The organism is Pseudomonas sp. LG1E9 (genome assembly GCF_003290225.1).
Lineage (GTDB): Bacteria > Pseudomonadota > Gammaproteobacteria > Pseudomonadales > Pseudomonadaceae > Aquipseudomonas > Aquipseudomonas cyclaminis.
Genome location: NZ_CP029983.1, coordinates 2,355,388 through 2,379,473 on the forward strand (window position 1 = coordinate 2,355,388; position 24,086 = coordinate 2,379,473).

The following is a 24,086-nucleotide window of genomic DNA, read 5'->3' on the forward strand; positions in this document are numbered from 1 at the left end:
CATGAGTCGTGATGCCCTGCAGGAATCGCTGTCCGCAGTGATGGATAACGAAGCGGATGAACTGGAACTTCGTCGAGTGCTCAACGCATTTGATGATGCCGAAACCCGTGATACCTGGTCTCGTTACCAAGTCGCTCGGGCGGTGATGCACAAGGATCTTCTAATCCCTCGTCTGGATATTGCTGCGGCCGTTTCTGCTGCGCTGGCCGATGAAGCCGTTCCGGCAAAAGCTGCTCGTGGTCCCTGGCGTAGCCTCGGTCGCCTGGCAGTCGCTGCCTCGGTGACAGTTGCAGTGCTTGCCGGTGTTCGCCTGTACAACCAGGACGATATCGCTGGTGCCGAACTGGCCCAACAGACTCAGCAACCGGTCATGGCCGGTCCGCAAGTCAAAGGCCCAGCAGTACTGGCAGGCTACAAGGAAAGCTCGGACACCACCGGTCCTATGGCCAACGGTGTACTTCAAGGGCAATCCGGCTGGCAAGACCAGCGTCTTCCAGGTTACCTGCGCCAACACGCACAGGAATCGGCCCTGAAAGGCACTGAAAGCGCTCTGCCATACGCTCGCGCTGCAAGCCTGGAAAACCGCTAAACCGCTAGGGAGCATTATGCGCGCCATACCGCTCCTTACGCTGTTGCTCAGTGGTTGGTTTGCACTACCCGCCCATGCCGATGAAGCCCAAGACTGGCTGACTCGACTTGGGCGTGCCGAGCAGAAACAAAGCTTTGAAGGTACGTTCGTCTACGAGCGTAACGGCAGTTTTTCCACCCATGACATCTGGCATCGCGTCCAGAATGGTCAGGTCCGCGAGCGGCTTTTGCAGCTTGATGGTTCTGCACAGGAAGTTGTGCGAGTGGATGGTCATACCCGATGTGTCAGTGGCACGCTGGTCGCCGGTCTTGGCAATTCGCCTGATGCCCCTTCGCGCTCCCTTGATCCGCAAAAACTCAATCAACTCTATGAGCTGGCCGTCATCGGAAAATCCCGCGTGGCCGGTCGTAATGCAGTCATTGTGTCGATCGTGCCGCGTGATCAATACCGTTATGGGTTTGAACTTCACCTGGATCGCGAGACCGCACTGCCACTTAAATCCTTGTTGCTGAACGATCAAGGTCAGTTGCTGGAGCGCTTTCAGTTCACCCGCCTGGATACGTCCACCGCGCCCAGTGATCGAGACTTGCAGCCCAGCAGCGAGTGCACATCGATTGCCGTCGCCGACGTAAAGGCGCCAGAAGTCGAGCCCACCGAGGCTTGGCACTTGGAGTGGTTGCCATCGGGTTTTCAGTTGGCCAATAGCAGTGCGCGTAAGGATCCCCATACCAAAGTCACGGTCGACAGTCTGATGTATGAAGATGGGCTGGCGCGCTTCTCGGTGTTTCTTGAACCGATCAGCGATGTGAGCGTGACCGAGACTCGCACCCAGTTAGGCCCTACGGTTGCAGTGTCCCGTCGTCTTAATACGGTGGACGGCGAAATGATGGTGACGGTCGTTGGTGAAATTCCTATCGGCACCGCCGAGCGTATCGCGCTGTCGGTGCGCGGTGAAAAAAAGGCCCCCATCCAGCCGTGAGTTGTTAATCCTATGTTCATCCGGCTCTTTCACTGTACGTCCATGCCAGGTTGGCTGCCGAGAGCATGAAATGTCTGGATCAGCATTTTCACTTGCAAAAATCCCCCATGTTTTTTATAGGTCAGGGCTTGTCGGCTCTGGCCTTGTTTTGTTCGCGGAACAAAAATGTCGGTCGCAGTTTTCGGCGTTTCTTGAACCCTGTCGCTCAACCCTGCTCGTCGTAACGGGAGCTGTATGTCGATACCACGTTTGAAATCCTACCTATCCATCGTCGCAACGGTGCTTGTGCTGGGCCAGGCCGTGCCTGCGCAAGCGGTCGAGTTGCCTGATTTCACCCAATTGGTTGAGCAAGCCTCGCCAGCCGTAGTGAACATCAGCACCACGCAGAAACTGCCGGATCGCAAAGTGTCGAATCAGCAGATGCCTGACCTGGAAGGCCTGCCGCCGATGTTGCGCGAGTTCTTCGAGCGAGGCATGCCACAACCCCGCACGCCTCGTGGCGGCGGTGGCGGTCAGCGTGAAGCGCAGTCCCTGGGCTCGGGCTTCATCATTTCCCCTGATGGCTATATCCTCACCAACAACCACGTAATTGCCGACGCCGATGAGATTCTCGTGCGCCTGGCCGACCGTAGCGAGCTGAAAGCCAAGCTGGTGGGTACCGATCCTCGTTCCGACGTTGCGCTGCTGAAGATCGAAGGCAAGGACCTGCCGGTGCTGAAACTGGGCAAATCCCAGGACCTGAAAGCTGGGCAGTGGGTTGTGGCCATCGGTTCGCCGTTTGGTTTTGACCACACTGTGACCCAGGGCATCGTCAGCGCCATTGGCCGCAGCCTGCCGAACGAAAACTACGTGCCGTTCATCCAGACCGACGTGCCGATCAATCCGGGTAACTCAGGTGGTCCGCTGTTCAACCTGGCCGGTGAAGTGGTGGGTATCAACTCGCAGATCTACACCCGCTCCGGCGGCTTCATGGGCGTGTCGTTCGCTATCCCGATCGACGTCGCCATGGATGTTTCCAACCAGCTGAAAAGCGGTGGCAAGGTCAGCCGTGGTTGGTTGGGCGTGGTGATCCAGGAAGTGAATAAAGACCTTGCTGAGTCCTTCGGTCTCGACAAACCGGCCGGCGCCCTGGTTGCACAGATCCAGGATGATGGCCCTGCCGCCAAAGGCGGGTTGCAAGTCGGCGACGTGATCCTGAGCATGAATGGCCAGCCGATTGTCATGTCGGCAGACCTGCCACATCTGGTAGGTGCACTGAAGGCGGGCAGCAAGGCCAAGCTGGAAGTGATTCGTGAGGGTAAGCGCCAGAACGTTGAGCTGACCGTAGGCGCCATCCCTGAAGAGGGTGCCACCCTGGACGCCCTGGGCAATAACAAGCCGGGGGCTGAGCGCAGCAGTAACCGCCTGGGCATTGCAGTGGTTGAGCTGACCGACGAGCAGAAGAAAACTTTCGACCTCAAGGGCGGCGTAGTGATCAAGGAAGTGCAGGATGGCCCCGCTGCCTTGATCGGCCTGCAGCCAGGCGACGTGATCACCCACCTGAACAATCAAGCAATCGACACCACCAAGCAGTTCACCGACATCGCCAAAGCGCTGCCGAAGAATCGCTCGGTGTCGATGCGTGTGCTGCGTCAGGGGCGTGCCAGCTTCATTACCTTCAAGCTGGCCGAGTAATCTGCTAAGCCAATAAAAAGCCCCGCCGTCGGTTAACGATGGCGGGGCTTTTTTATGGGTGATGGGTTTAGCCCATCATCCCTTTTACCAGACGTTCCTGTTCGATCAGTTCACGTTGGCGTGCGTCGATACGTGACGACAGCGGGAAGTTGCTGCCCGCGCGGCGCTTGGCGAAGTCCAATTGCTGAATCGCCTGCTGGAAGTCACCCACCAGGGCAAAGTATTCGGCGCGTGCTTGATGCAGGCCGATGATGTTGCCTGACAACCCACGGGTCTCGGCGACTTGATACCACACGTCTGGATCGTCTGGGCGGGACTTGAGCAAGCCGTCCAGGGCCTTTTCCGCGTCGGCTGTACGATTCTGTTTCAGCAGCAAGTCGACCCGGATCTGATTCAGTGGGTAGTTGCCAGGGTATTGGGTCAACATCCGATCGGTTCGTTGCTGGGCATCGGGCAGATGGCTGTTGTCTATATCCAGCTGGATCTGCGCCAGGTTGTACGTGATGTCATTGGGTGCTTTGGCCAGCAAGGGCTGCAGGCTCTCTCGCGCCAGCTTGAACTGTGAGGCCTTGATTTGGGCGATGGCCAAGCCATAGCGCGCCACATCGTTTTTCGGGTTCTCGTCCAGTTGCGCCTGGAAGCGCTTGGCGGCGAGTCCCGAGGTGTCCTCATATTGCAGCTGCACCCGTGCGCGGATCAGTTGGTAGCGCAGGCTGTCCTCCTTGCCACCGGGCTTGGATTGCTCGGCGCGGTTGCGGGTGTCGGCGATCCGCGATTCGGTGACCGGGTGCGTCAGAAGGAATTCCGGTGGCTTGGCGTCGAAGCGGTATTGGCGTCCCAAACGCTCGAACATCGTCGGCATGGAGCGCGGGTCGTAACCGGCTTTCTCCAGGTTGACGATGCCGATACGGTCCGCCTCTTGTTCATTCTGCCGAGAAAACCGCCGTTGTTCCTGGATCGCCGCCGCCTGGGTGCCGGCAATCGCAGCAATGCCCGCATCGCCTGCGCCGGCGGCTGCCGCGATGATGCCGCCAAGCAGGGCAGCCATCATCGGGATTTGCATGCGCTGTTGTGCTTCAACACCCCGGGCGAAGTGACGTTGGGACAAGTGAGCCAATTCGTGGGCCAGCACCGAGGCGTATTCGCCTTCGGTCTGGGCGTTGAGAAACAGGCCGCCGTTCACGCCGACGATGCCCCCTGGCGCGGCAAAGGCGTTGAGCTGCGGGCTGTTGATCAGGATGAACTCCAGGCGTCGGTCATTCACCTGGCTGGTTTCTACCAGCTTGTACACGCTGGTTTCGACGTAATCCTTGAGTTGCGGGTCGTTCAGTTGGGAAACCTGCCCGCGCAGATAAGCCAGCCAGGCACGGCCCAATTGAAATTCCTGTTGTGGCGAGACAATGGCAGAACTGGCGTCGCCAAGCGACGGCAGGTCGTCAGCAAAGCCCGGAGAGGCCAGCAGGCAAGCCAGCGTCAGCAGGGTAGGGCGCAAAAAAGTCATGCACAGAGCCTTTGGACAAAGAGGTTACTGTAGCCGGACACTGAGCGTCGGACCAGATATTCTAAGCGCCCCGAACGCTTGCCCGGAGTAAACCCATGACCGACGCTGTAGCCTTTGATGCCGAGCTTGACGCCAGCGGCCTCAATTGCCCGTTGCCTTTGCTGAAGGCCAAGCTGGAATTGAATCGATTGGCCAGCGGTGCTGTGCTCAAGGTGATCGCCACGGACGCAGGCTCCCAGCGCGATTTCCGCACCTTTGCCAAACTGGCCGGCCACACCCTGCTGCATGAAGAAGATGCCGCCGGTGTTTACCGTTACTGGTTGCGCAAGGCCTGAGCCGCTGCCCCTACCAACCGAGGTTGATTGATGTTCAAAGTGTTACGAGACTGGATCCAGCGCTACTTCTCCGATGAAGAGGCCGTGGTGCTGGCCGTCCTGCTGTTCCTGGCCTTTACTGCCGTGCTCACCCTGGGCGGCATGCTGGCGCCCGTACTCGCGGGGATGGTGCTGGCTTACCTGATGCAGGGTCTGGTCACTACCCTTGAACGCTTGCGCTTGCCGGGTGGTGCGGCGGTGGGGTTGGTATTTGCCTTGTTCATGGGCCTGCTGGTGGTGTTTGTCGTAGTGGTGTTGCCGCTGCTGTGGCATCAACTGATTACGCTGTTCAATGAGCTGCCGGGCATGCTTGCCAAGTGGCAGTCGCTGTTGCTGCTGTTACCGGAGCGCTACCCGCATCTGGTGTCGGATGAGCAGGTGTTGCAGGCTATCGAAGTGGCGCGCGGCGAAATCGGAAAATTCGGGCAGTGGGCGCTGACGTTTTCCCTGTCCAGTCTGCCGCTGCTGGTCAACATCATGATCTACCTGGTGCTCGTTCCGATCCTGGTGTTCTTCTTCCTCAAGGACCGCGCAATGATCGGACGCTGGGTGAGTGGCTACCTGCCGCGTGAGCGAGCGCTGATCACGCGGGTGGCCGAGGAGATGAACCGCCAGATCGCCAACTACATTCGTGGCAAAGTCATCGAAATCATTATCTGCGGCGGCGTTACCTACATCGCCTTTATTGCCCTGGACCTGAATTACGCAGCCCTGCTGGCATTGCTGGTCGGTATTTCAGTGGTGGTACCGTATGTCGGCGCGGTGGTGGTGACGGTGCCGGTGACACTGATTGCCCTGTTCCAGTGGGGTTGGAGTGACCAGTTCATCTACTTGATGGCGGTGTACGGGATCATCCAGACACTGGATGGCAACGTGCTCGTGCCTTTGCTGTTCTCGGAGGCGGTCAACCTGCACCCGGTGGCGATCATCTGCGCGGTGTTGTTGTTTGGCGGGTTGTGGGGATTCTGGGGAGTGTTCTTTGCGATTCCCCTGGCAACGCTGTTCAAGGCCGTGCTGGATGCATGGCCTCGGCAGGAGCCCGTTGTTGCGCCATTATTGTAGTGAGCGGGCTTGCCCCGCGCTGGGCTGCGGAGCAGCCCTAAAACCAAACGCCGCGTTCTTTCTGTAAGAACGCGGCGTTTTTTATCGGGGCCGCTCCGCACCCCAGCGCGGGGCAAGCCCGCTCACTACAATAGTCAGCTGTTCAGAGTCTGTGCCGCTGCCAATACGGCATCCACATGCCCAGGCACTTTCACCCCACGCCATTCCTGACGCAGCACGCCATTCTTGTCGATGAGGAAGGTGCTGCGATCCACGCCAAGGTATTCCTTGCCATACAGCTTTTTGAGTTTGATCACATCAAACAGCTGGCAGACCGCTTCGTCCTTGTCGCTGATCAGCTCAAAGGGGAATTCCTGCTTGCCCTTGAAGTTCTCGTGGGACTTCACGCTGTCGCGCGACACGCCAAACACTTCGGTGTTGGCCGCCTTGAACGCCGCGTACCGGTCACGAAAACCCTGGCCTTCGGTCGTGCAGCCCGGCGTGCTGTCCTTCGGATAGAAGTAGATCACCACCTGCTTGCCCTTGAGGGCGGCAAGGCTGAAGGTCTGGCCACTGGTGGCCTGGGCTTCGAAGTCGGCTACGGGTTGGTCGATGACTACTGCCATGGGTACTTCCTTACATTGGGTTCTGTGGGCGCCATGGTTCGATCAACGCGTCTAGGTTCAGGGCGTCGGCGAAATCCAGGAACTGGTCGCGAAGCCAACTGATCTGCACACCGGCCGGCAAGGTCACGGTAAAGGTGGCGTTGAGCATGGTGCCGCCGGTTTGCGGGGCCTGGTAGGTGTCACAGGTCAGGTTTTCCAGTTCGACGTTATGGTCGATAAAGAACTGGCACAGCTCATTGACGATGTCCGAGCGGTAGGCTGAGCTGACGTAAGCGACGTATGGCAGCGCTTGCGGGCGATTTTCCAGCGCGGCGCTGCGCACAACATTGACGGTGAAGTCATGCTTCTTGGCCAGGCCCGGCAGGCCGGTTTCCAGGCGTGCCAGGGCGTCCCAGGTGCCGGAGATCTGCAGGACCAGCGCACTGCACTCGCCGTGGCGGGTCAGGCGGGAAGTCACGACGGCGCAGCGGTTTTCATGGCTGGCGCGGCACAGGACGTTGGTCAGCTCCATGGGGTTGGCGCCGAGGGCACTGATAACAAGGAATTGTTCGCGAACTGTGGGGGTGGACATGCAGCCTTCCTAAACGATGAGCGGTCGATACTCTGAGAGCCGTATCGATCAAAGCATGAAGGGTAGCGAAAAGCGCCGCCAAGGGATAGGAGGTGGCGTTTTCATTACGTGAACGGCGTGATTACACCCCGCTGTAAGCCTTGCTTTCATCCAATGATGGCATTGCCCATCGTTTAGTTGCTCCATAACGCATCCTCACGCGGTACTTCGCTTGTACAAGCATCTTGGCGCCAGTACCATTACGGCTCTCTTTTTCCGGCAGGAGCGGTTGCATGATTGCGGGCAGTATGGTGGCACTGGTCACACCCATGGATGCACAAGGTCATCTCGACTGGGACAGCCTGGGCAAACTGGTGGACTTCCACCTGCAAGAAGGCACCAACGCCATTGTGGCGGTCGGCACCACAGGTGAATCGGCCACCCTCGATGTGGAAGAACACATTCAGGTGATCGAATTCGTGGTCAAGCGTGTCGCGGGCCGTATTGCCGTCATTGCCGGTACGGGCGCCAACTCGACGCGTGAAGCGATCGAGCTGACCAAGAACGCCAAGAAGGCCGGCGCCGACGCTTGCCTGCTGGTAACCCCGTACTACAACAAGCCGACCCAGGAAGGCTTGTACCAGCACTTCAAAGCCATTGCCGAAGCTGTGCAGATCCCGCAGATCCTCTACAACGTACCGGGTCGCACCGCGTGCGACATGAAGGCCGATACCGTGATCCGCCTGTCCACCGTACCGAACATCATCGGAATCAAGGAAGCCACCGGCGACCTGCAGCGCGCCAAGGACATCCTGGCCGGCGTGAGCAGCGATTTCCTGGTGTATTCCGGTGACGACGCCACCGCTGTCGAGCTGATCCTGCTGGGCGGCAAGGGCAACATCTCCGTGACCGCCAACGTGGCCCCGCGCGCCATGAGCGATATGTGTGCCGCCGCCATTGCCGGCGATGCAGCCACTGCTCGTGCGATCCACGAGAAGCTGATGCCGCTCAACAAGACACTCTTTATCGAATCCAACCCTATTCCCGTGAAATGGGCGCTGTTCGAGATGGGCCTGATGCCGGACGGTATCCGTCTGCCGCTCACCCGCCTCAGCGAAGCCTGTCACGAACCGCTGCGACAGGCCCTGCGCCAGTCCGGCGTCCTGGTTTAATTGAGGAAGCACTACGCATGAAGCGATTGGCCGGACTTTCCGCACTTGCCTTGATTATCTCCAGCACCAGTGGCTGCGGTTGGATCTGGGGCCCGGAAGGCTACTTCCGTGACCGCGGCAGCGATTACCTGGAAGCACAAGCAACCAAACCGATGCAATTGCCGCCGGACGTCAACGTCGCCAAGCGCCTCGATCCGTTGCTGCCGATTCCACGCAACGTCGCCGACGACACCACTAAAGGTGAGTACGTGGTGCCACGTCCGCAGCCGATCTCGGCCGTGGCGGACGCCAGCGACTACAGCTTGCAGAAGAGCGGTGATTCCCGCTGGATCGTGGCTCAGCGTCCACCTGCCGAAGTCTGGCCAGTGGCCGTGCAGTTCTTCCAGGACAACGGTTTCCGTATTGACGAGCAGCGCCCGCAGACCGGTGAATTCACCACGGCATGGCAGCAAGGCAACGAGCTGTCCGCCACGATGGCCAAACGCTTGCAGGCCGGCGGTGTTGCTGCTGACAGCGAAGCCCGCGTGCGTGTGCGCATCGAGCCAGGTGTGCAGCGCAACACCAGTGAAGTCTACGTCGTGAGCGCCGAGCGTCCTGCCGGCAGCACGGCCAATGTCGACTTCACCAACCGCTCGGTCAACACCGGCGTTGACTCGGCGCTGGTCGACGAAATGCTGGCCAGCATGAGCCGTATCTCCGAGAAGGGCGGTTCCGTTTCCCTGCTTGCCGCCCGTGATTACGACACCCCGAGCCGCGTCAGCCTCACCGAGGACGGCAGCGGCAACGTGGTGCTGAACCTGGGCGAAGACCTGGATCGTGCCTGGGCCAGCGTTGGTCGCGCCCTGGAGCAGGGCCCTTGGCGTGTTGAAGACATCAACCGCAGCCTGGGCCTCTACTACATCAACGTGGCTGAAAAGGCCGAGCGTAAAGACGACGAGCCTGGTTTCTTCGGCAAGCTGTTCGGCAGCCAGCCGACCAAGGAAGAAATCGAGACCCGCGCCGAGCGTTATCAGGTTCGCTTGAGCAAGGTTGGCGAGACCGTGCAGGTCACCGTCGAGAAGAACATCAACACCGTTGCGCCAGCTGAAACAGCGCGCAAAGTGTTGGGTGTGATTCAGGACAACCTGGGCTGATCCGATGCGTTTTGCTGTTCTCGGTAGCGGTAGCCAAGGGAACGGCACGCTGGTCGCCCACGACGACACGTACGTATTGGTGGATTGTGGTTTCTCGTTAAAAGAAACCGAGCGGCGCCTGCTGCGCCTGGGGGTTCACCCCGCGCAGCTGAGCGCGATTCTGGTGACCCACGAACATGCCGACCACGTGCATGGCGTGGGTTTGCTGTCTCGGCGCTACAATCTTCCGGTGTACCTGAGTCGCGGCACCTTGCGCGGGATGCGCAAACCCATTGAACCCGCAGGTTTCCTGGCTGGCGGTGAGCAATTGCAAATCGGCGCCTTGAGCATCGATGTGATCGCCGTGGCGCACGACGCCCAGGAGCCGACACAGTATGTATTCAGTGATGGCCAGCGGCGCTTCGGCGTGCTGACCGACCTGGGTTCCTACTGCGCGAAGGTGCTGGACGGTTACCGGAACCTCGATGCCTTGATGATCGAGTCCAACCACTGCCGAGACCTGCTGGCTCGCGGTCACTACCCCTACTTTCTCAAGCAGCGGGTGGGCGGCGAACTGGGACATTTGAACAACCATCAGGCGGCGTACCTGGTGTATGAGTTGGGCTGGCAAGACCTGCAACACCTGGTCCTGGCCCACCTGAGCAGCAAGAACAACCTGCCGACGCTTGCCCGGCAATGTTTTGTCGACACCCTCGGGTGCGACCCGGACTGGCTGCAACTGGCCGATCAAGATTCAGGGCTCGACTGGCGACATATCGCCTAGCCCACCTCACTCAAAGCGGAGCCCATCATGGAAAAACGTGAAGAACTCTACCGCGGCAAAGCCAAGTCGGTGTACAAGACCGACGACGCCAACCGCCTGATCCTGCTGTTTCGCAACGATACTTCGGCGTTCGACGGCAAGCGCATCGAACAACTTGATCGCAAAGGCATGGTGAACAACAAGTTCAACGCCTTCATCATGCAGAAACTCGAAGAGGCCGGTATTCCGACCCAATTCGACAAACTGCTGGGCGACAACGAGTGCCTGGTGAAGAAGCTGGACATGATCCCGGTCGAATGCGTCGTACGTAACTACGCCGCCGGCAGCCTGGTCAAGCGCCTGGGTGTGGAGGAGGGCCTCAAGCTCAATCCTTACACCTTCGAACTGTTCCTGAAAGACGACGCCAAGGGCGACCCGTTCATCAACGAGTCCCACGTCGTGGCATTCGGCTGGGGCACCGCTGAACAACTGGCCCGCATGAAAGAGTTGTCCCTCAAGGTCAACGACGTGCTGAACAAGCTGTTCGACGACGCCGGCCTGCTGCTGGTCGACTTCAAACTGGAATTCGGCGTATTCCACGACGGCTCCATCGTCCTGGGCGACGAATTCAGCCCGGACGGCTGCCGCCTGTGGGACAAGGACACCAAGAAGAAGATGGACAAAGACCGCTTCCGCCAAGGCCTCGGTGACGTTATCGAAGCCTACGAAGAAGTCGCCAATCGTCTCGGCGTACCGCTGTAATCGACGCAAGCATCTGATAGCACGGAAAAAAATCGCTTCGGCGCTTTGCTTTCCTGATTCACGCTGTTATGATGCGCGCCGTTGGAGAGATGCCAGAGTGGCCGAATGGGACGGATTCGAAATCCGTTGTACCTTCACCGGTACCTAGGGTTCGAATCCCTATCTCTCCGCCATTACACAGAACAAGCCCCGTAGCTGAATAAGCTACGGGGCTTTTTCGTTTCTGGCGTTTGCTTGGGCTGTTTGCCATTCGAAACTCGTACTACTCAACGGATGCACCTTTCTTCTGTGTTTCCACGATGCTGCCTACAGGTAGGGCGTTGTGGCCCCGCCAGCACTTCACTATCGTTTGGTTCGTGCGAGCCAGGCCCTACGTTCAGGGCTCTGGCTTCGTTGTCACGTGCGTCTCACCTCAAACGGCAAAGGAAATGCGTAATGAGCAAGAACACAAAACAAACCTCCGAAAAAATGGCGACCCTCGCAGCTGAAACCTTCGGTAATCCGAAGGCTTCAGCCATCGCCAAAAGTCTTGCCGCGTCAGCACTGGCCCAGAGTGGTACGGATAAGCAGACAAGTGCGGAGATGGAGGCGAAAGCTGGCAAGGCGCTTCACAGTGATAAGTACAGCGATGAGACGAAAGCCCTTGCCGCCTCGGTCCTCTCTCAATCCAATAAAGAGCGCAGAAGCTGAGCTAAGGCCCTCCGGCCAAAGAACTCTTTACTCATGGACCGCCTTACTTGGCTAAGGCTGTCCATTTTTCACTAGGAATGCCCATCAGTTTCCGTCCCGCCTAAAGTACTCCCCCACGCGGCCGAAACGCTGTCATACGATGTCGTATCCCTAATAAGAGTGCCCCCCTAAATGTCCCTTCGCAGCCTGTCCATCGCCCGCCGTGCGGGTTTGGGTTTTGCCTTGATTGCTTTGCTCGTGGCCCTGCTGGGTTTTTTCGCGCTGTCGAACATGGCAAGCATCCGTGCCAGTGCGGTGCAGGTGGAAAGTGGGCTGGTGCCGAAGATGCGGCTGGTGGCTGACATTCGCGAGATTATGTTGCGCATTCGTACGATTTCTTTGCGGATGGCGTTGGACCCCAGCCCTACGAGCCTCCCGCAATACCGCAGTCAGATGGACACCCGCAGCCAGGACCTGACGAAACGGCTGGCCGACCTCGATAAGGTGATCGACACGCCTGAGGTGCGCACGCTCTATGACCAGTTCCAGGTTTCGCTGCGCCAGTACCAACAGGGCTTGGCGCAGTCGTTCATCCTTGCCGATAAACAGCAGGGCGCCGAACTCAACAAGCTGCTGCTGGTGGACATGAAAACTGTGGTCGATGGCTCCGGCGCCCAGCTCAACGCACTCGCCGACTACTACAACGCCCAGATCAACCAACAGGGGCAGGCGGCCGAGTCGCAGTACAGTCGTTCGCGCACCATGGTGTTTGGCTTCGTGATCCTGGCGGGCCTGAGCACGGTGGCCCTGGCCTGGCTCCTCACGCGTAGCATTGTCGGTCCGTTGGGGCAGGCCATGCGCGCAGCCGAAAACGTGGCCCGAGGCGACCTGACCCAGACGGTGGAGGTCAGTGGAAACGACGAGGTAACCCGCCTGCTCGTAGCCCTGCACTCCATGCAAGGCAGCTTGCGCAGCACCTTGCAACTGATCCGGCAGTCGGCGGCACAGATGGCGGCCTCTGCCACTGACCTCAACGGCATTACCGACCAGAGCAGCCGCAGCCTGCAACAGCAGACGGCTGAGATCGAGCAGGCGGCGACGGCGGTCAATGAAATGACTTCGGCCGCTGAAGAAGTCGCGCGCAATGCGGTATCCACCTCCGAATCCACCCGCCTGTCCAATGAAACCGCGCGTGAAGGTCAGCACCGCGTCGGTGAAACGGTCGGCGCGATTCAGGCCCTGAGCAGCAATATCGGCGAGACTTCGACCCTGGTGCAGAACCTGGCTGAGCAATCGCGGGACATCGGCAAAGTGCTCGATGTGATTCGTTCCATCGCCGAGCAGACCAACCTGCTGGCACTTAACGCCGCCATCGAGGCGGCGCGGGCCGGTGAGTCCGGGCGTGGCTTCGCGGTGGTCGCCGATGAGGTTCGTGCATTGGCCCATCGCACCCAGCAATCGACCCTTGAAATCGATCAGATGGTCACTGCCATGCGCACCGGCTCCAACGATGCATTGACCTCGATGCAGTCGAGCTCCCAGCGCGCCGCCGACACCCTGACCCTGGCCGAAGGGGCGGGTGGCGCCTTGAGTCAGATCACCAACTCCATCGACCAGATTCACCAACGCAACCTGGTCATCGCCAGCGCTGCCGAGGAGCAAGCCCAGGTGGCCAAGGAAGTGGACCGCAATATCGTCAATATCCGCGACCTGTCGGCGCAATCGTCTTCCGGCGCCGGGCAGATCAACGGCTCAAGCCAGGAGCTGGCGCGGTTGGCGGTGGCGCTCAACGACGCGGTCGCACGGTTTCAGTTGTAGTGAGGTCAGGTTGAGGGCGTGCAGCCTACGCAGGTGCGTTTTTTTTCAATGCGCGTGGGCCATGCGCTAACGCATTCGTAAGATAATGCCGGTCAAATCGACCACACTGGCGACTCCCGTGATCATCAACTTCGACCTCAACGACCTCCAAGCCTTCCGCGCCGTGGTGGACAAGGGCAGTTTTCGCGGCGCCGCCGAGGCCATCCGTATCTCGCAACCGGCCCTCAGCCGACGCATCGAAAAACTCGAATCCGCCCTCGACGTGAAGCTGTTCGAACGCACCACGCGGCGGGTCAGCCTGACCATGGTGGGCCGTGCCTTCCTGCCGCAAGTCGAGCGCATGCTCGACGATCTCGACATCGCGCTGATGGGCATCAGTAACGTCGCGTCCACGCGCATGGGCAATGTCACCATCGCCTGCGTGCCCTCGACCGCGTACTACTTCATGCCCCATGTGATCTCCGAATTCCACAAACTGTATCCGAAGATTCGCCTGCGGGTGCTGGACGCCAGTGCTGGCGAAGTGTGCCAGGCGGTGGAAAGTGGCGAGGCGGATTTTGGCGTGAGTTTCAGCGGCAGCCTGGCCGATGAAGTGGAATTCGAATTGCTGTTGCAGGAGCGCTACGTGTTGGCCTGTCGGCGTGATCATCCGTTGGCAGAACGGGACAGCGTGACCTGGGCCGAAGCCTACGAGCACGACTACATCACCGTGGACAAGACCTCGGGCAACCGCTTCCTGTTGGACCAGGCCTTGCGCGGCGTGCGAGTGAAGAAGCCGAGTATCTGCGAGACGCACCACGTGACCACCATGATTGGTCTGGTGGAAGCGGGGTTGGGCGTGGCGATGGTGCCATCGATTGCGATGCCGGCGTGCGAACACCCGATTCTGGTCAGTGTGCCGCTGGTAGAGCCGCAGGTGATGCGCAATGTTGGCTTGATCAAACGCCGCGGGCGGACATTGCCGCCGGCGGCGCTGGAGTTGGAGCGGTTGGTGCGGGAGATGCCGTTTCGGTCAGCGTGACACCGAGTCCAGGCCGGTGGATTGCACCACCGGTTGCGCCTCGGGCGACGCCAGGTACTTCAGCAGCGCCTTGGCCTGCGCGGGGTGTTCGGCGTTCACCGGAATGCCTGCGGCAAAGCGCGTTACTGATTGCACGTCTTCGGGGATTTTTCCCACATAGGTCACGCCGGCTACCGGTAACAATTCTGCTACCTGCTGTAGACCCACTTCGTAGTCACCTTTGGCCACCTGTTCAGCCACCGGGATGCGTTCGATCATCGTGCCCTTGGCCGGCATGCCGAGCTTCTTGAACAGCTCTTTCTCAACATACACACCGCTGGCACTGTCCGAGTAGGCCACTGATTTGGCCTTGCTCAGCACCGCTTTCAATTCTGCGTCGGTGCTGATGGCGGGTTTCGCCGCGCCTGCCTTCACCACCAGGCCGATGCGCGAGTCTGCCAGTTCCACGCGGGACGCCGGATCGACCTTGCCTTGTTTGATCAAGTCATCCAGTGCGTAGCCGACCATGATCACCACATCGGCGTGTTCGCCCCGGGCCAGGCGATTGGGAATCGCTTCCGGCGCCTTGCCCATGGACGGGCCGAGAATGGTATCGAGGGTGTCACCGCTGCGCTGGGCATACTGCGGGCCGAGCAATTTATAGGCGGCGGTGAAACCACCGGAGGTCATCACCTTGAGCTCCTCGGCCTGGGCCGTCAGCGCCAGCGCGCCAAGGGCCAGGCCCGCCAGGGTCTTGAACAGAGGCTGCATCATGCCGCCCCCTGCATCACTTGCCCGCGCGTGTTGGCGCGGCGGTACAACGCCAGGGTCGAACACAGCGCACACACTGCCGCAAACATCATCCAGTAGGCCGGCGAAGCCTTGTCTTCGGTGATGTGGATGAACCAGGTGGAGATCGCCGGGGTAAAGCCACCGAAGATCGCGGTTGCCAGGCTATAGGCCAGCGAGAAGCCCGCCACGCGCACTTCCACCGGCATGATTTCGGTCAGCGCCGGGATCATCGCGCCGTTGTACATGCCATAGAGGAAGGAGAACCACAGCAGGGTCTCCAGCATATGGCCGAAGCTCGGTGCATTTACCACGTAGGACAGAGCTGGATACGCGGTAAGAACCGTCAGCGCAGTCATGGCGATCAGTACCGGCTTGCGGCCAAAGCGATCACTCAAGGTGCCGCCGATGGGCAGCCAGACAAAGTTCGACACCGCCACCAACAAGGTCACCAGCAGGGCATCCGACGTGCTCAATTGCAGCACGGTCTTGCCGAAGGTCGGCGCGTACACGGTGATCAGGTAGAACGCGGTGGTGGTCATGGCCACCATCAGCATGCCGCCGATCACGACGGTCCAGTTTTTTACCAGGGTGGCCAGCACTTCGCGCATGGTCGGGCGATGCTTGCGGTTGGCGAACTCTTCGGTTTCCTGCAGGTTGCGACGCAGCACAAAGATAAACGGGATGATCACGCAACCGACGGCAAACGGAATGCGCCAGCCCCAGTCGGCAACCACCGCCGGTTCCATCCACACGTTCAGGCCGTAACCCAGCGCAGCGGCGACCACGATCGAGATCTGTTGGCTGCCCGACTGCCAACTGGTGTAGAAGCCTTTGCGGCCGGGTGTGGCCATCTCGGACAAGTACACCGACACGCCGCCCAGTTCCGCACCGGCCGAGAAGCCTTGCAGCAAGCGCCCAAGCAACACCAGCAGCGGAGCCCACAGGCCAATGGTGTGATAACCCGGCACCAGCACGATCAGCAGCGTGCCGCTGGCCATAATCGACAGAGTTACGATCAGCCCTTTGCGGCGACCCACGTCGTCGATATAGGCACCCAGAATGATCGCGCCGAGGGGGCGCATCAGGAACCCTGCGCCGAACACGGCGAAGGTCATCATTAATGACGCAAACTCATTAGCGGCCGGGAAGAACGCCGCCGCGATGTAGGTGGCGTAGAAGCCGAACAGAAAGAAGTCGAACTGTTCGAGGAAGTTGCCCGAAGTAACGCGAAATACCGCGCCAATTTTCGAGCTGGCAGCGTCGGGCCGGGAAGGGCTAGTCATGGTTTTGTGTCTCCAGCGTTCTTTTTAAAGTGCTTGTTTCGCTTAAGACTGAGGATAGTGGCTGACACATTTAGAAATGATAAGTGAAAGATTTGGATTTATTGATGCGTTCAAGTTATCAATCAGAAAATGCTGAAGCGTTTTGTGTGGCTGTCACTGTGGCGACGGAGCACCCCACGATGCGCATAGACGCCGCACGCCGCGCTTTCTACACTGCGACCTGTCTTGGGGAAAGGGCAGGCGCCGATGAATCGCAATGAATTACGCAAGGCCGACATCAATCTGATGGTGGTCTTCGAAGCACTGATGCTGGAGCGCAATGTGACGCGGGTTGCCGAGAAGCTGTTTCTCGGCCAGCCGACCATCAGTTCGGCCCTCAACCGCCTGCGTACCTTGTTCAACGACCCGTTGTTCATTCGTGTCGGCCATCGCATGGAGCCCACCGCGCGCGCCGAGGAAATCATCCAGCATTTGTCGCCGGCCCTGGATTCGTTGTCGTCGGCCTTGAGCCTGACCCACGATTTCGACCCGTCCATCAGCACCATGACCTTTCGTATCGGGCTGTCCGATGATGTCGAGTTCGGTCTGTTGCCGCCGCTGCTGCGCGCGTTGCGCCAGGAGGCGCCGCAAGTGGTGTTCGTGGTGCAGCATGTGGATTACTGGCGCATTCCCGACCTGCTCGCGTCCGGCGACATCACCGTAGGCATTACCCAAACCCGTGGCCTGCCGGCGAATGCCAAGCGCAAGTTGCTGCGCCATATCCGCCCGCGACTGCTGCGCGCCGATGCCTCGGACACGCCGCTGACCCTCGATGAATATTGCTCACGACCCCATGTGCTGGTGTCCCACACCGCCAACGTGTCAGGGTTTGCCGATGAGTGGCTGGCCGAGATCGGCCGCAAGCGCCACGTGGTGCTGTCGGTGCCGCAATACAGCGCGTTGCCTGCCTTGCTGGCCGGCACCGACCTGATCGCCAGCCTGCCGGACTACACCGCCGAAGCCATGGCGGTGTCGGGCAATCTGTTTTGTGAGCCGTTTCCGTTCGAGACGCCGACGCTGGATTTGTCCATGGTCTGGCTCAGCCACGTCGACACCGACCCGGCCGAGCGTTGGGTGCGCTCGCGACTGGAGGCATTCATGAGCGATAGAGGCTTGGGCACCAAGGCCTGACGCGATATATTCAAGAATCTTCCTACAACAAGCTCGGAGCAACCCATGCCACACCTGCACCTGGAATACACCGCCAACCTGACAGACCTGGCCGTCGATAAAACCCTGTTGCGGCTCAACAATGTGCTGATGGCGTCCGGTCAGTTCGGCTCCGAGTTCGATATCAAAAGCCGTGCGGTGAAGCTTGAGAGTTTTCAGGTGGGCACTTCCCTCAATCCGCGTGGCTTTATCGCGGTGAAGCTGTCGCTGCTCAGTGGGCGGTCACCGCAGGTCAAGCAGCAGTTGTCGCAAAGCCTGCTGGCGGCGTTGCAGGATCTCGGCGATTGGCCAGCGGCTTTACAGGTTCAACTGAGCGTCCAGTTGGTGGATATGGACCGTGATTCCTACAGCAAAGCCGCCATCGGCTGACACCCTTGCGCAGGGCTTAGAGTAATCCTTGGTCTGCGCAGACCTTCACCACCTGCTCGCGAAACCAGGTATTGGCACTGTCCTGTTCACTGGTTTCGTTCCACTGCATGTCCAGGGTGAACCCCGGCAACCCGTTGGGCGCCTCGCAATGGCCGAACACCGCCGCTGGCGCCAACAGCTTTTGCACGCGGCGCGGCAGGGTGACGATAAAGTCGGTGCCGGTGATCATCTTCAAGGCGGCGCTGTAGCTGTTGGCCCGGGCAACCACATGACGCTTGTGGGCCTGGCGCGCCAGCCAGCCGTCGATCATGTTGGTGTCGGAGGTCCACGGCGTGGGGAACACGTGGCGTCGTTCGACGAAGGATTGCAGGCTGAATGCCGGCTCCCTGGGCGCCGAGCGTTTATCGAAGACGCACACCAGGTCGTCCTCCAGCAGCATCTGGGTCTTGAAGTCTTTGTGGGCGCGATGAAAGTGCGGGCCGAAGCAGATCACCAGGTCCAGGCGGCCTTCGCGCAGGTCATCGGCGGGGATCTGGGTTTCCAGCTTCTGCACATTGACGATCACCGGCAGGTCAGCACGGTCGAAGCTTTTCAGCAGGCGCGGCAGGATCAACTGTTCGAAGTATTCCGGTGCACAGACGTTGAAGGTCACCGCCTTCTGGGTCGGGTCGAAGGCCTGGCCACCGGCGTGGCACAGGTTGATGCTTTCGAGGATTTTCTGCACATGGCCGTACATGGTGGTGGCCTTGTACGTAGGACGCATGCCCGCCCGGGTGTTGATAAACAGCTCGTCTTCAAAGCTGGTGCGCAACTTCTTCAGGCTGTAGCTCACGGTGGACTGGCTGACGAACAGCGTTTCGGACACCTCGGTAACGCTGCTCTGGTCGTAGACGGCGATAAACACCATCAAGTCCTGCATATCGAGTTTTCTGAGCAAGTTACTGTTTAACATCGGTTTCGTCCGTAAACCCTTTGTACCGAATTCAGTACAAGACAGCGCAAAAGCTTAACGGAACGTACGTGCCAATAGAAAGCTCTGTAGGGCGTTTCTATGTTTGCCGTGGGACAAATAATGTTTGCAACACGACCTCAGCGGATATGGTGCGCGTAGTGCCTTGGGTTGAAGCGCGTGACGATCAGCAGCATCAGTACAACCACCGCTGTCAGCGACCACCAGGCCCATTCGAAACTGCCCAATTGGTCACGAATCATCCCGGCGATCAGCGGCGACAAGCCTGCAATCAGGTAGCCGATGCCCTGCACGAAGGCCGTGAGGCCGCCGGCACGGCGCGGGTTGTCCAGGTGATCGAGGGACAGGATCAGGCTCATGGGGAACAGGCCGCCGATGCCCAGGCCGAGCAGGCACGGCCACAGCAAACTCAGGGCTTGCGGGCTGAGAATCAGGCCGCAGAAACCGATGACGATCAGCACCAGCAACACCGCCACCACGCCGCGTTTATCCCGGCGACGGTTGGCGATGGCGGGTGTGATCAGGCCGGAGACCACTTCCATGGCCGTCAGGAAGCCCAGCAGCAGCCCGGCGTTCTGCTCGCTCCAGCCTTGCTCCACGTAGTACGGCGCCAGCCACGCAAGAACACAGGTGTAGGACGCGGTGCCCAGGCCAAAAAAGATCGCCAGCAACCAGGCACGACGGTTGCCAAAAAATGACGCCTGCGGGCCGGAACCGGCCTGGGGCAATGGCGGCATAGTTGAGCGCTGGGCGAGCCAGAACATCAGGGCGAGCAACGCCAGCACGGCCCAGATCGCCAGGCCGATACGCCAGCTGCCGGTGCGCATTTGCACGAAAGGGGAAAACGAAGCCGCCAGCGCCGCGCCGCCCATGATGGCGGTGACGTACAGGCCCATGAACAGTGACACGTTATCGCTGAAGCGCGACTTGATCAGCGCTGGCATCAACGCCTGGATCATTGCAATACCGACCCCCGCTGCAATGGCGCTGACGATCAGCTCCAGCGCCGAATCCAGAAACAGCCGCGACAGCGTCGCCACGCCAATTACCAGCAGTGACAGCACAATGCTGCGGTGCTCGCCGAAACGCTTGGCCAGGCCCATGCCTAGGAACATCGCCAGGCCCATGGCCATGACCGGCAGCATGGTCAACAACGCCGCGCTGCTGAAACTCAACGGCACATCGCCACGAATCGACGACAACAATGGCCCCACGGCCGCCATCGACGGGCGCAGGTTAAGGGCGACCAGCACCACGCTGATCATCAGCCAAACGGCGGTGGTGGGTTTTGCCTGAACGTTTTCCATGGGCCGACCTTGAGTGAACAAGGGCGAATCAGGCCACGCATGGAGGCGGGGGGCAAATGAGAAAGTCGCAGGGAGTATCTAAAAAATGCATTTCCCACAAACACCGCAAATCGAGATGTGGGAGGGGGCTTGCCCCCGATAGCCGTGTTTCAGTCTAAGCATCTGTAACTGATCCACCGCTATCGGGGCATGGGTATCTACACAACTCTCAAAGGCTTATACATAACGCTGTGGTGAGCGGGCTTGTCCCGCGCTGGGCTGCGCAGCAGCCCCAAAACCAGGCAACTTGGTTTTTCTGAAAAAACGCGGTGGCTTTGATGGGGCTGCTTCGCAGCCTAGCGCGGGACAAGCCCGCTCACCACAACAGCCGAGTTGCCATAGATTCAGCATCCACGGGAAGTTGTGTAGATACCTATGGCTATCGGGGGCGAGCCCCCTCCCACATGGGTCGAAGCGGTGTCAATTAGACCGAATCACATGCTTGATCTCCTGGAACGCCGCCAACCCCCACGGCCCCAACTCGCGGCCGATGCTGCTCTGCTTGTAGCCGCCCCACGCGGTCTGCGGGAAGATCACTTGCGGTGCGTTGATCCACACCAGCCCGGCCTGCAAGGCATTCGCCACGCGTTCGGCGGTCCCGGCGTCGGCGCTGACCACACTGGCCACCAGGCCGAAATCGCTGTCGTTGGCCAGGGCAATCGCCTCATCCTCAGTCGCGAAACGTCGTACACACAGCACCGGGCCGAAGATTTCCTCGTTCCATAACGCGCTGTCCAGCGGCACCTCGGTGAACACGGTCGGGCGGATGAAAAAACCTGTCGCCAGAGCTGCCGGACGTTCACCGCCGCACAGCAATCGCGCGCCGTCCTCGATGCCACGCTGGATATGCGCCTGTACCCGTTGATACTGCGCGCGGTTGATCAGCGCGCCCATTTCCACGTCCTCGGCAAACGGGTCCGCCACGTGAATCCCTTCAGCCCGCACCTGCAGGCGTTGCAGGAATTCATCCGCCAGGCTGTCGGCCACCAGTACGCGACTTGTCGCGGAACACATTTGCCCGGCATTGAAAAATCCACCGCCACACGCCAGTTCTACCGCCAAGTCCAGATCAGCATCCGCCAGCACCAGCAACGAAGATTTTCCGCCCAGTTCCAGGCTGACGCCCTTGATGGTTTCGGCGGCGCGTTGCATCACCTGCACGCCCACTGCATTGCTGCCGGTGAAGGAAATCTTCGCCACGCGACGGTCCGCTGCCAGTGGCGCCCCGACCGCCAGGCCCGTGCCGCAGACCAGGTTGAACACGCCGGCGGGCAGCCCGGAATAGGCGATGATCCGCGCCAATTGCAGCTCCGCCAGCGGCGTGACTTCCGAGGGTTTAAGCACCACGCAGCAGCCGGCGGCGAGGGCGGGGGCGAGTTTCCAGGCGGTGGTTACCATGGGGAAATTCCACGGCACGATCAGCCCCACCACGCCACAGGGTTCACGGCGCAGGCGAGCGCTGAAATCATCGCCGGGCAGCGCCACCGGGCGGTCTTGCCCGGCGTCCAGGTCCTCGGCGACAGCTGCGTAGTACTCGAAGGTGGCAATCACGTCGTCCACATCGATGCCGGCCTCAAACAGCGGCTTGCCGTTGTTGCGCGACTGCAGGTGCATCAACGGTTCGCGCTGTTCGCGCACGCCCTGGGCGATGTTGCGCAACAGGGCACCGCGTTCGTGGCCGGTGGTTTTTGACCACTCGGTAAACGCCCGGCTGGCGGCGTCGACGGCCTGGGTCACGGCAACACTGTCGCCTGCGCTGACCTCGGCCAAGCGGGTTTCGGTCGCCGGGTTGATCACCTCCAGCACGTCATGGCCTGCACGCCATTCGCCGTCGATATACACACCGTTTATGACTGCGTTCATACCGCGACCTCCTTCATCCAAAGCCCCTGGTCGATTTCAATCAGCGTCGGCCCTTGGCGCTCAGCGGCGGCCAGCAGTGCGCTGTGCAAAGATCCGACGCCCTGGATGCGTTCAGCCGCGCAACCCAGGGCCTTGGCCACGCCGATAAAGTCCGGCGTGTAGATGTCTACGCCGACCGGCTCGATGGCGCGGTTGAGCATGTATTTCTTGATCTCCTCATAGCCCTGGTTATTCCACAGCAACACGATGATCGGCGTGCGGGCTTCCACCGCGCTGGCCAGTTCCGGCAGGCTGAACTGCAGGCCGCCGTCGCCGATCAGGCACACCACCGGTTGCCCATCGCCGCGCCCCAGCCAGGCGCCGATGGCGGCGGGCAAGGCGTATCCCAAGGTGCCGTAGCCGGTGGAGGAGTTGAACCAGCGGCGCGGGTGGTCGAGGTTGAGGGTCAGGTTGCCGCTGTACACCGGTTGGGTAGAGTCGCCGACCATGACGACGCCGGGCAGTGTCTCCAGGACCGTGTTGAGCAACAGGGTTTGCGCGCGGGTCGCGGCGTCCCAGGTGGGCGTCAGTTCAGCCCACAAACGGGCGACGCGCTCGCCGCCCCAACTGCTGCAGCGCGGCGGTAACGATGTGCTGTCCAACTCGGCCAGCAAGGCTTCGGCGGCGATTTGCGCATCGGCGACCAATGCAACTTGAGGGGGGTAGTTGCGCACGGTCTGGTCGGGGTCGATGTCGATGCGCAGCAGCGCGCCGGGAATGTCAAAGCCGCCGGCGAAGGTCACGTCGTAATCGGTTTCCCCAAGCTCCGTGCCGATGGCCAGCACCACGTCGGCTTCGGCGACCAATGCGCGGGTGGCGACCAAGGTCTGGGTCGAGCCGATCAGCAACGGGTGCGCGGCGGGCAGCAGGCCTTTGGCGTTGATGGTCAGCGCCACTGGCGCGCCGAGGGTTTCGGCGAGGCGGGTCAACGCGCAGGCGGCATCGATGGCGCCGCCTCCGGCGAGAATCAGCGGACGCTTGGCGCAGGCCAGTAACTGAGCCATCTGTTTGATCGCCGCAGGTGCGGCACCCGCACGCGCCACGTTGATCGGCTCGCTGCCCAGCAGGGCGTCGGCGTTTTCCACCAGTACATCCAACGGGATCTCGATATGCACCGGGCGCGGCCGCCCGGCCTGGAACAGCGCAAACGCCCTTGCCAGCACACCTGGCAACTCCGCCGCCGACATCAAGGTATGGGAGAACGCCGCCACGCCCGCGATCATCGCGCTCTGGTTCGGCAGTTCATGCAACTTGCCACGCCCGCCGCCCAACTGGCTGCGTGATTGCACGCTGGAAATCACCAGCATCGGGATCGAGTCGGCGTAAGCCTGGCCCATGGCCGTGGTGATGTTGGTCATGCCGGGGCCGGTGATGATGAAACACACGCCGGGCTTGCCGCGGGTACGCGCATAGCCGTCGGCCATGAACCCGGCGCCTTGCTCGTGGCGCGGGGTGACGTGACGGATGCTGGAACGGGCCAGGCCACGATACAGTTCCACGGTGTGCACGCCGGGGATGCCAAACACCTGGTCCACGCCGTAGCCTTCGAGGAGGTTGACCAACACTTCGCCGCAGGTCGCCATAC

At 60.4% G+C, this 24,086-nt stretch carries 23 protein-coding genes, 1 tRNA gene and 2 pseudogenes; 16 read left to right on the top strand and 10 right to left on the bottom strand.

From position 1 onward, the window contains the following. Position 1: 1 nt before the first annotated feature. Both DNK50_RS11100 and DNK50_RS11105 read left to right on the top strand, forming a co-directional pair. The gene (locus tag DNK50_RS11100; protein ID WP_099587499.1) at positions 2-589 is read left to right on the top strand and encodes a sigma-E factor negative regulatory protein; all 588 of its coding nucleotides are present in this window, start codon (positions 2-4) and stop codon (positions 587-589) included. A 16-nt stretch (positions 590-605) separates the two neighbouring features. Next, entirely contained in the window at positions 606-1,568 is a 963-nt protein-coding gene (locus tag DNK50_RS11105) for a MucB/RseB C-terminal domain-containing protein (RefSeq protein WP_112194022.1), read from the top strand. Between the two features lie 29 nt (positions 1,569-1,597). Here the strand turns inward: DNK50_RS11105 and DNK50_RS28785 are convergent, their stop codons facing one another. Continuing rightward, the gene (locus DNK50_RS28785; RefSeq protein ID WP_162633354.1) at positions 1,598-1,777 is read right to left on the bottom strand and encodes a hypothetical protein; all 180 of its coding nucleotides are present in this window, start codon (positions 1,775-1,777) and stop codon (positions 1,598-1,600) included. Between the two features lie 25 nt (positions 1,778-1,802). Here DNK50_RS28785 and DNK50_RS11110 point away from each other — a divergent pair, with 25 nt between their 5' ends. Continuing rightward, entirely contained in the window at positions 1,803-3,242 is a 1,440-nt protein-coding gene (locus DNK50_RS11110; protein WP_112194023.1) for a DegQ family serine endoprotease, read from the top strand. A 67-nt stretch (positions 3,243-3,309) separates the two neighbouring features. Here DNK50_RS11110 and DNK50_RS11115 read toward each other — a convergent pair whose 3' ends face one another. Continuing rightward, positions 3,310-4,743, bottom strand: a complete 1,434-nt coding sequence (locus DNK50_RS11115) for a M48 family metalloprotease (RefSeq protein ID WP_099587496.1) — start codon at positions 4,741-4,743, stop codon at positions 3,310-3,312. A 95-nt stretch (positions 4,744-4,838) separates the two neighbouring features. On the opposite strand from DNK50_RS11115, the gene DNK50_RS11120 reads away from it, so the two are divergent. Further along, the gene (locus DNK50_RS11120; RefSeq protein ID WP_010212198.1) at positions 4,839-5,078 is read left to right on the top strand and encodes a sulfurtransferase TusA family protein; all 240 of its coding nucleotides are present in this window, start codon (positions 4,839-4,841) and stop codon (positions 5,076-5,078) included. A gap of 30 nt (positions 5,079-5,108) precedes the next feature. Further along, entirely contained in the window at positions 5,109-6,179 is a 1,071-nt protein-coding gene (locus tag DNK50_RS11125; RefSeq protein WP_027604314.1) for an AI-2E family transporter, read from the top strand. A 134-nt stretch (positions 6,180-6,313) separates the two neighbouring features. Here the strand turns inward: DNK50_RS11125 and DNK50_RS11130 are convergent, their stop codons facing one another. Together DNK50_RS11130 and DNK50_RS11135 are read right to left on the bottom strand one after the other, a co-directional pair. Then, positions 6,314-6,784, bottom strand: coding sequence for a peroxiredoxin (locus tag DNK50_RS11130; protein ID WP_112194025.1), 471 nt, complete (start codon positions 6,782-6,784; stop codon positions 6,314-6,316). A gap of 10 nt (positions 6,785-6,794) precedes the next feature. After that, positions 6,795-7,355, bottom strand: a complete 561-nt coding sequence (locus DNK50_RS11135) for a glycine cleavage system protein R (RefSeq protein ID WP_003172487.1) — start codon at positions 7,353-7,355, stop codon at positions 6,795-6,797. A gap of 272 nt (positions 7,356-7,627) precedes the next feature. Between DNK50_RS11135 and dapA the strand changes: the two genes are divergently transcribed. From dapA to DNK50_RS11175, 9 genes and pseudogenes are all read left to right on the top strand, one after another. Beyond that, positions 7,628-8,506, top strand: a complete 879-nt coding sequence (gene dapA / locus DNK50_RS11140; protein WP_112194027.1) for a 4-hydroxy-tetrahydrodipicolinate synthase — start codon at positions 7,628-7,630, stop codon at positions 8,504-8,506. Between the two features lie 17 nt (positions 8,507-8,523). Continuing rightward, entirely contained in the window at positions 8,524-9,639 is a 1,116-nt protein-coding gene (bamC, locus tag DNK50_RS11145) for an outer membrane protein assembly factor BamC (protein ID WP_099587493.1), read from the top strand. Between the two features lie 4 nt (positions 9,640-9,643). Beyond that, the gene (locus DNK50_RS11150) at positions 9,644-10,402 is read left to right on the top strand and encodes an MBL fold metallo-hydrolase (protein WP_099587492.1); all 759 of its coding nucleotides are present in this window, start codon (positions 9,644-9,646) and stop codon (positions 10,400-10,402) included. A gap of 27 nt (positions 10,403-10,429) precedes the next feature. Continuing rightward, positions 10,430-11,143: a phosphoribosylaminoimidazolesuccinocarboxamide synthase gene (gene purC, locus DNK50_RS11155; protein ID WP_017736329.1), complete on the top strand. Its 714-nt coding sequence runs from the start codon at positions 10,430-10,432 to the stop codon at positions 11,141-11,143. A gap of 83 nt (positions 11,144-11,226) precedes the next feature. Next, a tRNA-Ser gene (locus DNK50_RS11160) sits at positions 11,227-11,316 on the top strand. 262 nt (positions 11,317-11,578) lie between these two features. Next, positions 11,579-11,833, top strand: a complete 255-nt coding sequence (locus DNK50_RS11165; RefSeq protein ID WP_112194029.1) for a hypothetical protein — start codon at positions 11,579-11,581, stop codon at positions 11,831-11,833. Positions 11,834-12,004: 171 nt separating this feature from the next. Then, positions 12,005-12,724, top strand: a pseudogene (locus tag DNK50_RS29465) (MCP four helix bundle domain-containing protein); the annotation flags it as partial. A gap of 309 nt (positions 12,725-13,033) precedes the next feature. Further along, positions 13,034-13,630: pseudogene (locus DNK50_RS29470) on the top strand (methyl-accepting chemotaxis protein); the annotation flags it as partial. Positions 13,631-13,748: 118 nt separating this feature from the next. Continuing rightward, positions 13,749-14,651 (top strand): LysR family transcriptional regulator, encoded by a 903-nt coding sequence (locus DNK50_RS11175; protein ID WP_099587573.1) that lies wholly within the window; start codon positions 13,749-13,751, stop codon positions 14,649-14,651. On the opposite strand, the gene DNK50_RS11180 is transcribed toward DNK50_RS11175, so the two are convergent. Then, the gene (locus tag DNK50_RS11180) at positions 14,643-15,401 is read right to left on the bottom strand and encodes a substrate-binding domain-containing protein (protein WP_099587572.1); all 759 of its coding nucleotides are present in this window, start codon (positions 15,399-15,401) and stop codon (positions 14,643-14,645) included. The two genes, DNK50_RS11175 and DNK50_RS11180, sit on opposite strands and share 9 nt — an antisense overlap. Next, positions 15,401-16,705, bottom strand: coding sequence for an MFS transporter (locus tag DNK50_RS11185; protein WP_099587478.1), 1,305 nt, complete (start codon positions 16,703-16,705; stop codon positions 15,401-15,403). Before DNK50_RS11185 ends, DNK50_RS11180 begins: the two co-directional genes overlap by 1 nt. A 246-nt stretch (positions 16,706-16,951) precedes the next feature. Here DNK50_RS11185 and DNK50_RS11190 point away from each other — a divergent pair, with 246 nt between their 5' ends. Together DNK50_RS11190 and DNK50_RS11195 are read left to right on the top strand one after the other, a co-directional pair. Next, positions 16,952-17,875, top strand: a complete 924-nt coding sequence (locus DNK50_RS11190) for a LysR substrate-binding domain-containing protein (RefSeq protein ID WP_099587477.1) — start codon at positions 16,952-16,954, stop codon at positions 17,873-17,875. Between the two features lie 45 nt (positions 17,876-17,920). Continuing rightward, positions 17,921-18,283 (top strand): 5-carboxymethyl-2-hydroxymuconate Delta-isomerase, encoded by a 363-nt coding sequence (locus DNK50_RS11195; RefSeq protein ID WP_112194033.1) that lies wholly within the window; start codon positions 17,921-17,923, stop codon positions 18,281-18,283. Positions 18,284-18,299: 16 nt separating this feature from the next. On the opposite strand, the gene DNK50_RS11200 is transcribed toward DNK50_RS11195, so the two are convergent. From DNK50_RS11200 to DNK50_RS11220, 4 genes are all read right to left on the bottom strand, one after another. Continuing rightward, positions 18,300-19,235: a LysR family transcriptional regulator gene (locus tag DNK50_RS11200; RefSeq protein WP_099587475.1), complete on the bottom strand. Its 936-nt coding sequence runs from the start codon at positions 19,233-19,235 to the stop codon at positions 18,300-18,302. A 137-nt stretch (positions 19,236-19,372) separates the two neighbouring features. Continuing rightward, the gene (locus tag DNK50_RS11205; protein ID WP_112194035.1) at positions 19,373-20,560 is read right to left on the bottom strand and encodes a cyanate transporter; all 1,188 of its coding nucleotides are present in this window, start codon (positions 20,558-20,560) and stop codon (positions 19,373-19,375) included. Positions 20,561-21,019: 459 nt separating this feature from the next. Then, the gene (locus tag DNK50_RS11215) at positions 21,020-22,462 is read right to left on the bottom strand and encodes an aldehyde dehydrogenase family protein (RefSeq protein ID WP_112194037.1); all 1,443 of its coding nucleotides are present in this window, start codon (positions 22,460-22,462) and stop codon (positions 21,020-21,022) included. Then, entirely contained in the window at positions 22,459-24,084 is a 1,626-nt protein-coding gene (locus DNK50_RS11220; protein ID WP_112194039.1) for a 5-guanidino-2-oxopentanoate decarboxylase, read from the bottom strand. Before DNK50_RS11220 ends, DNK50_RS11215 begins: the two co-directional genes overlap by 4 nt. Between the last annotated feature and the right edge of the window lie 2 nt (positions 24,085-24,086).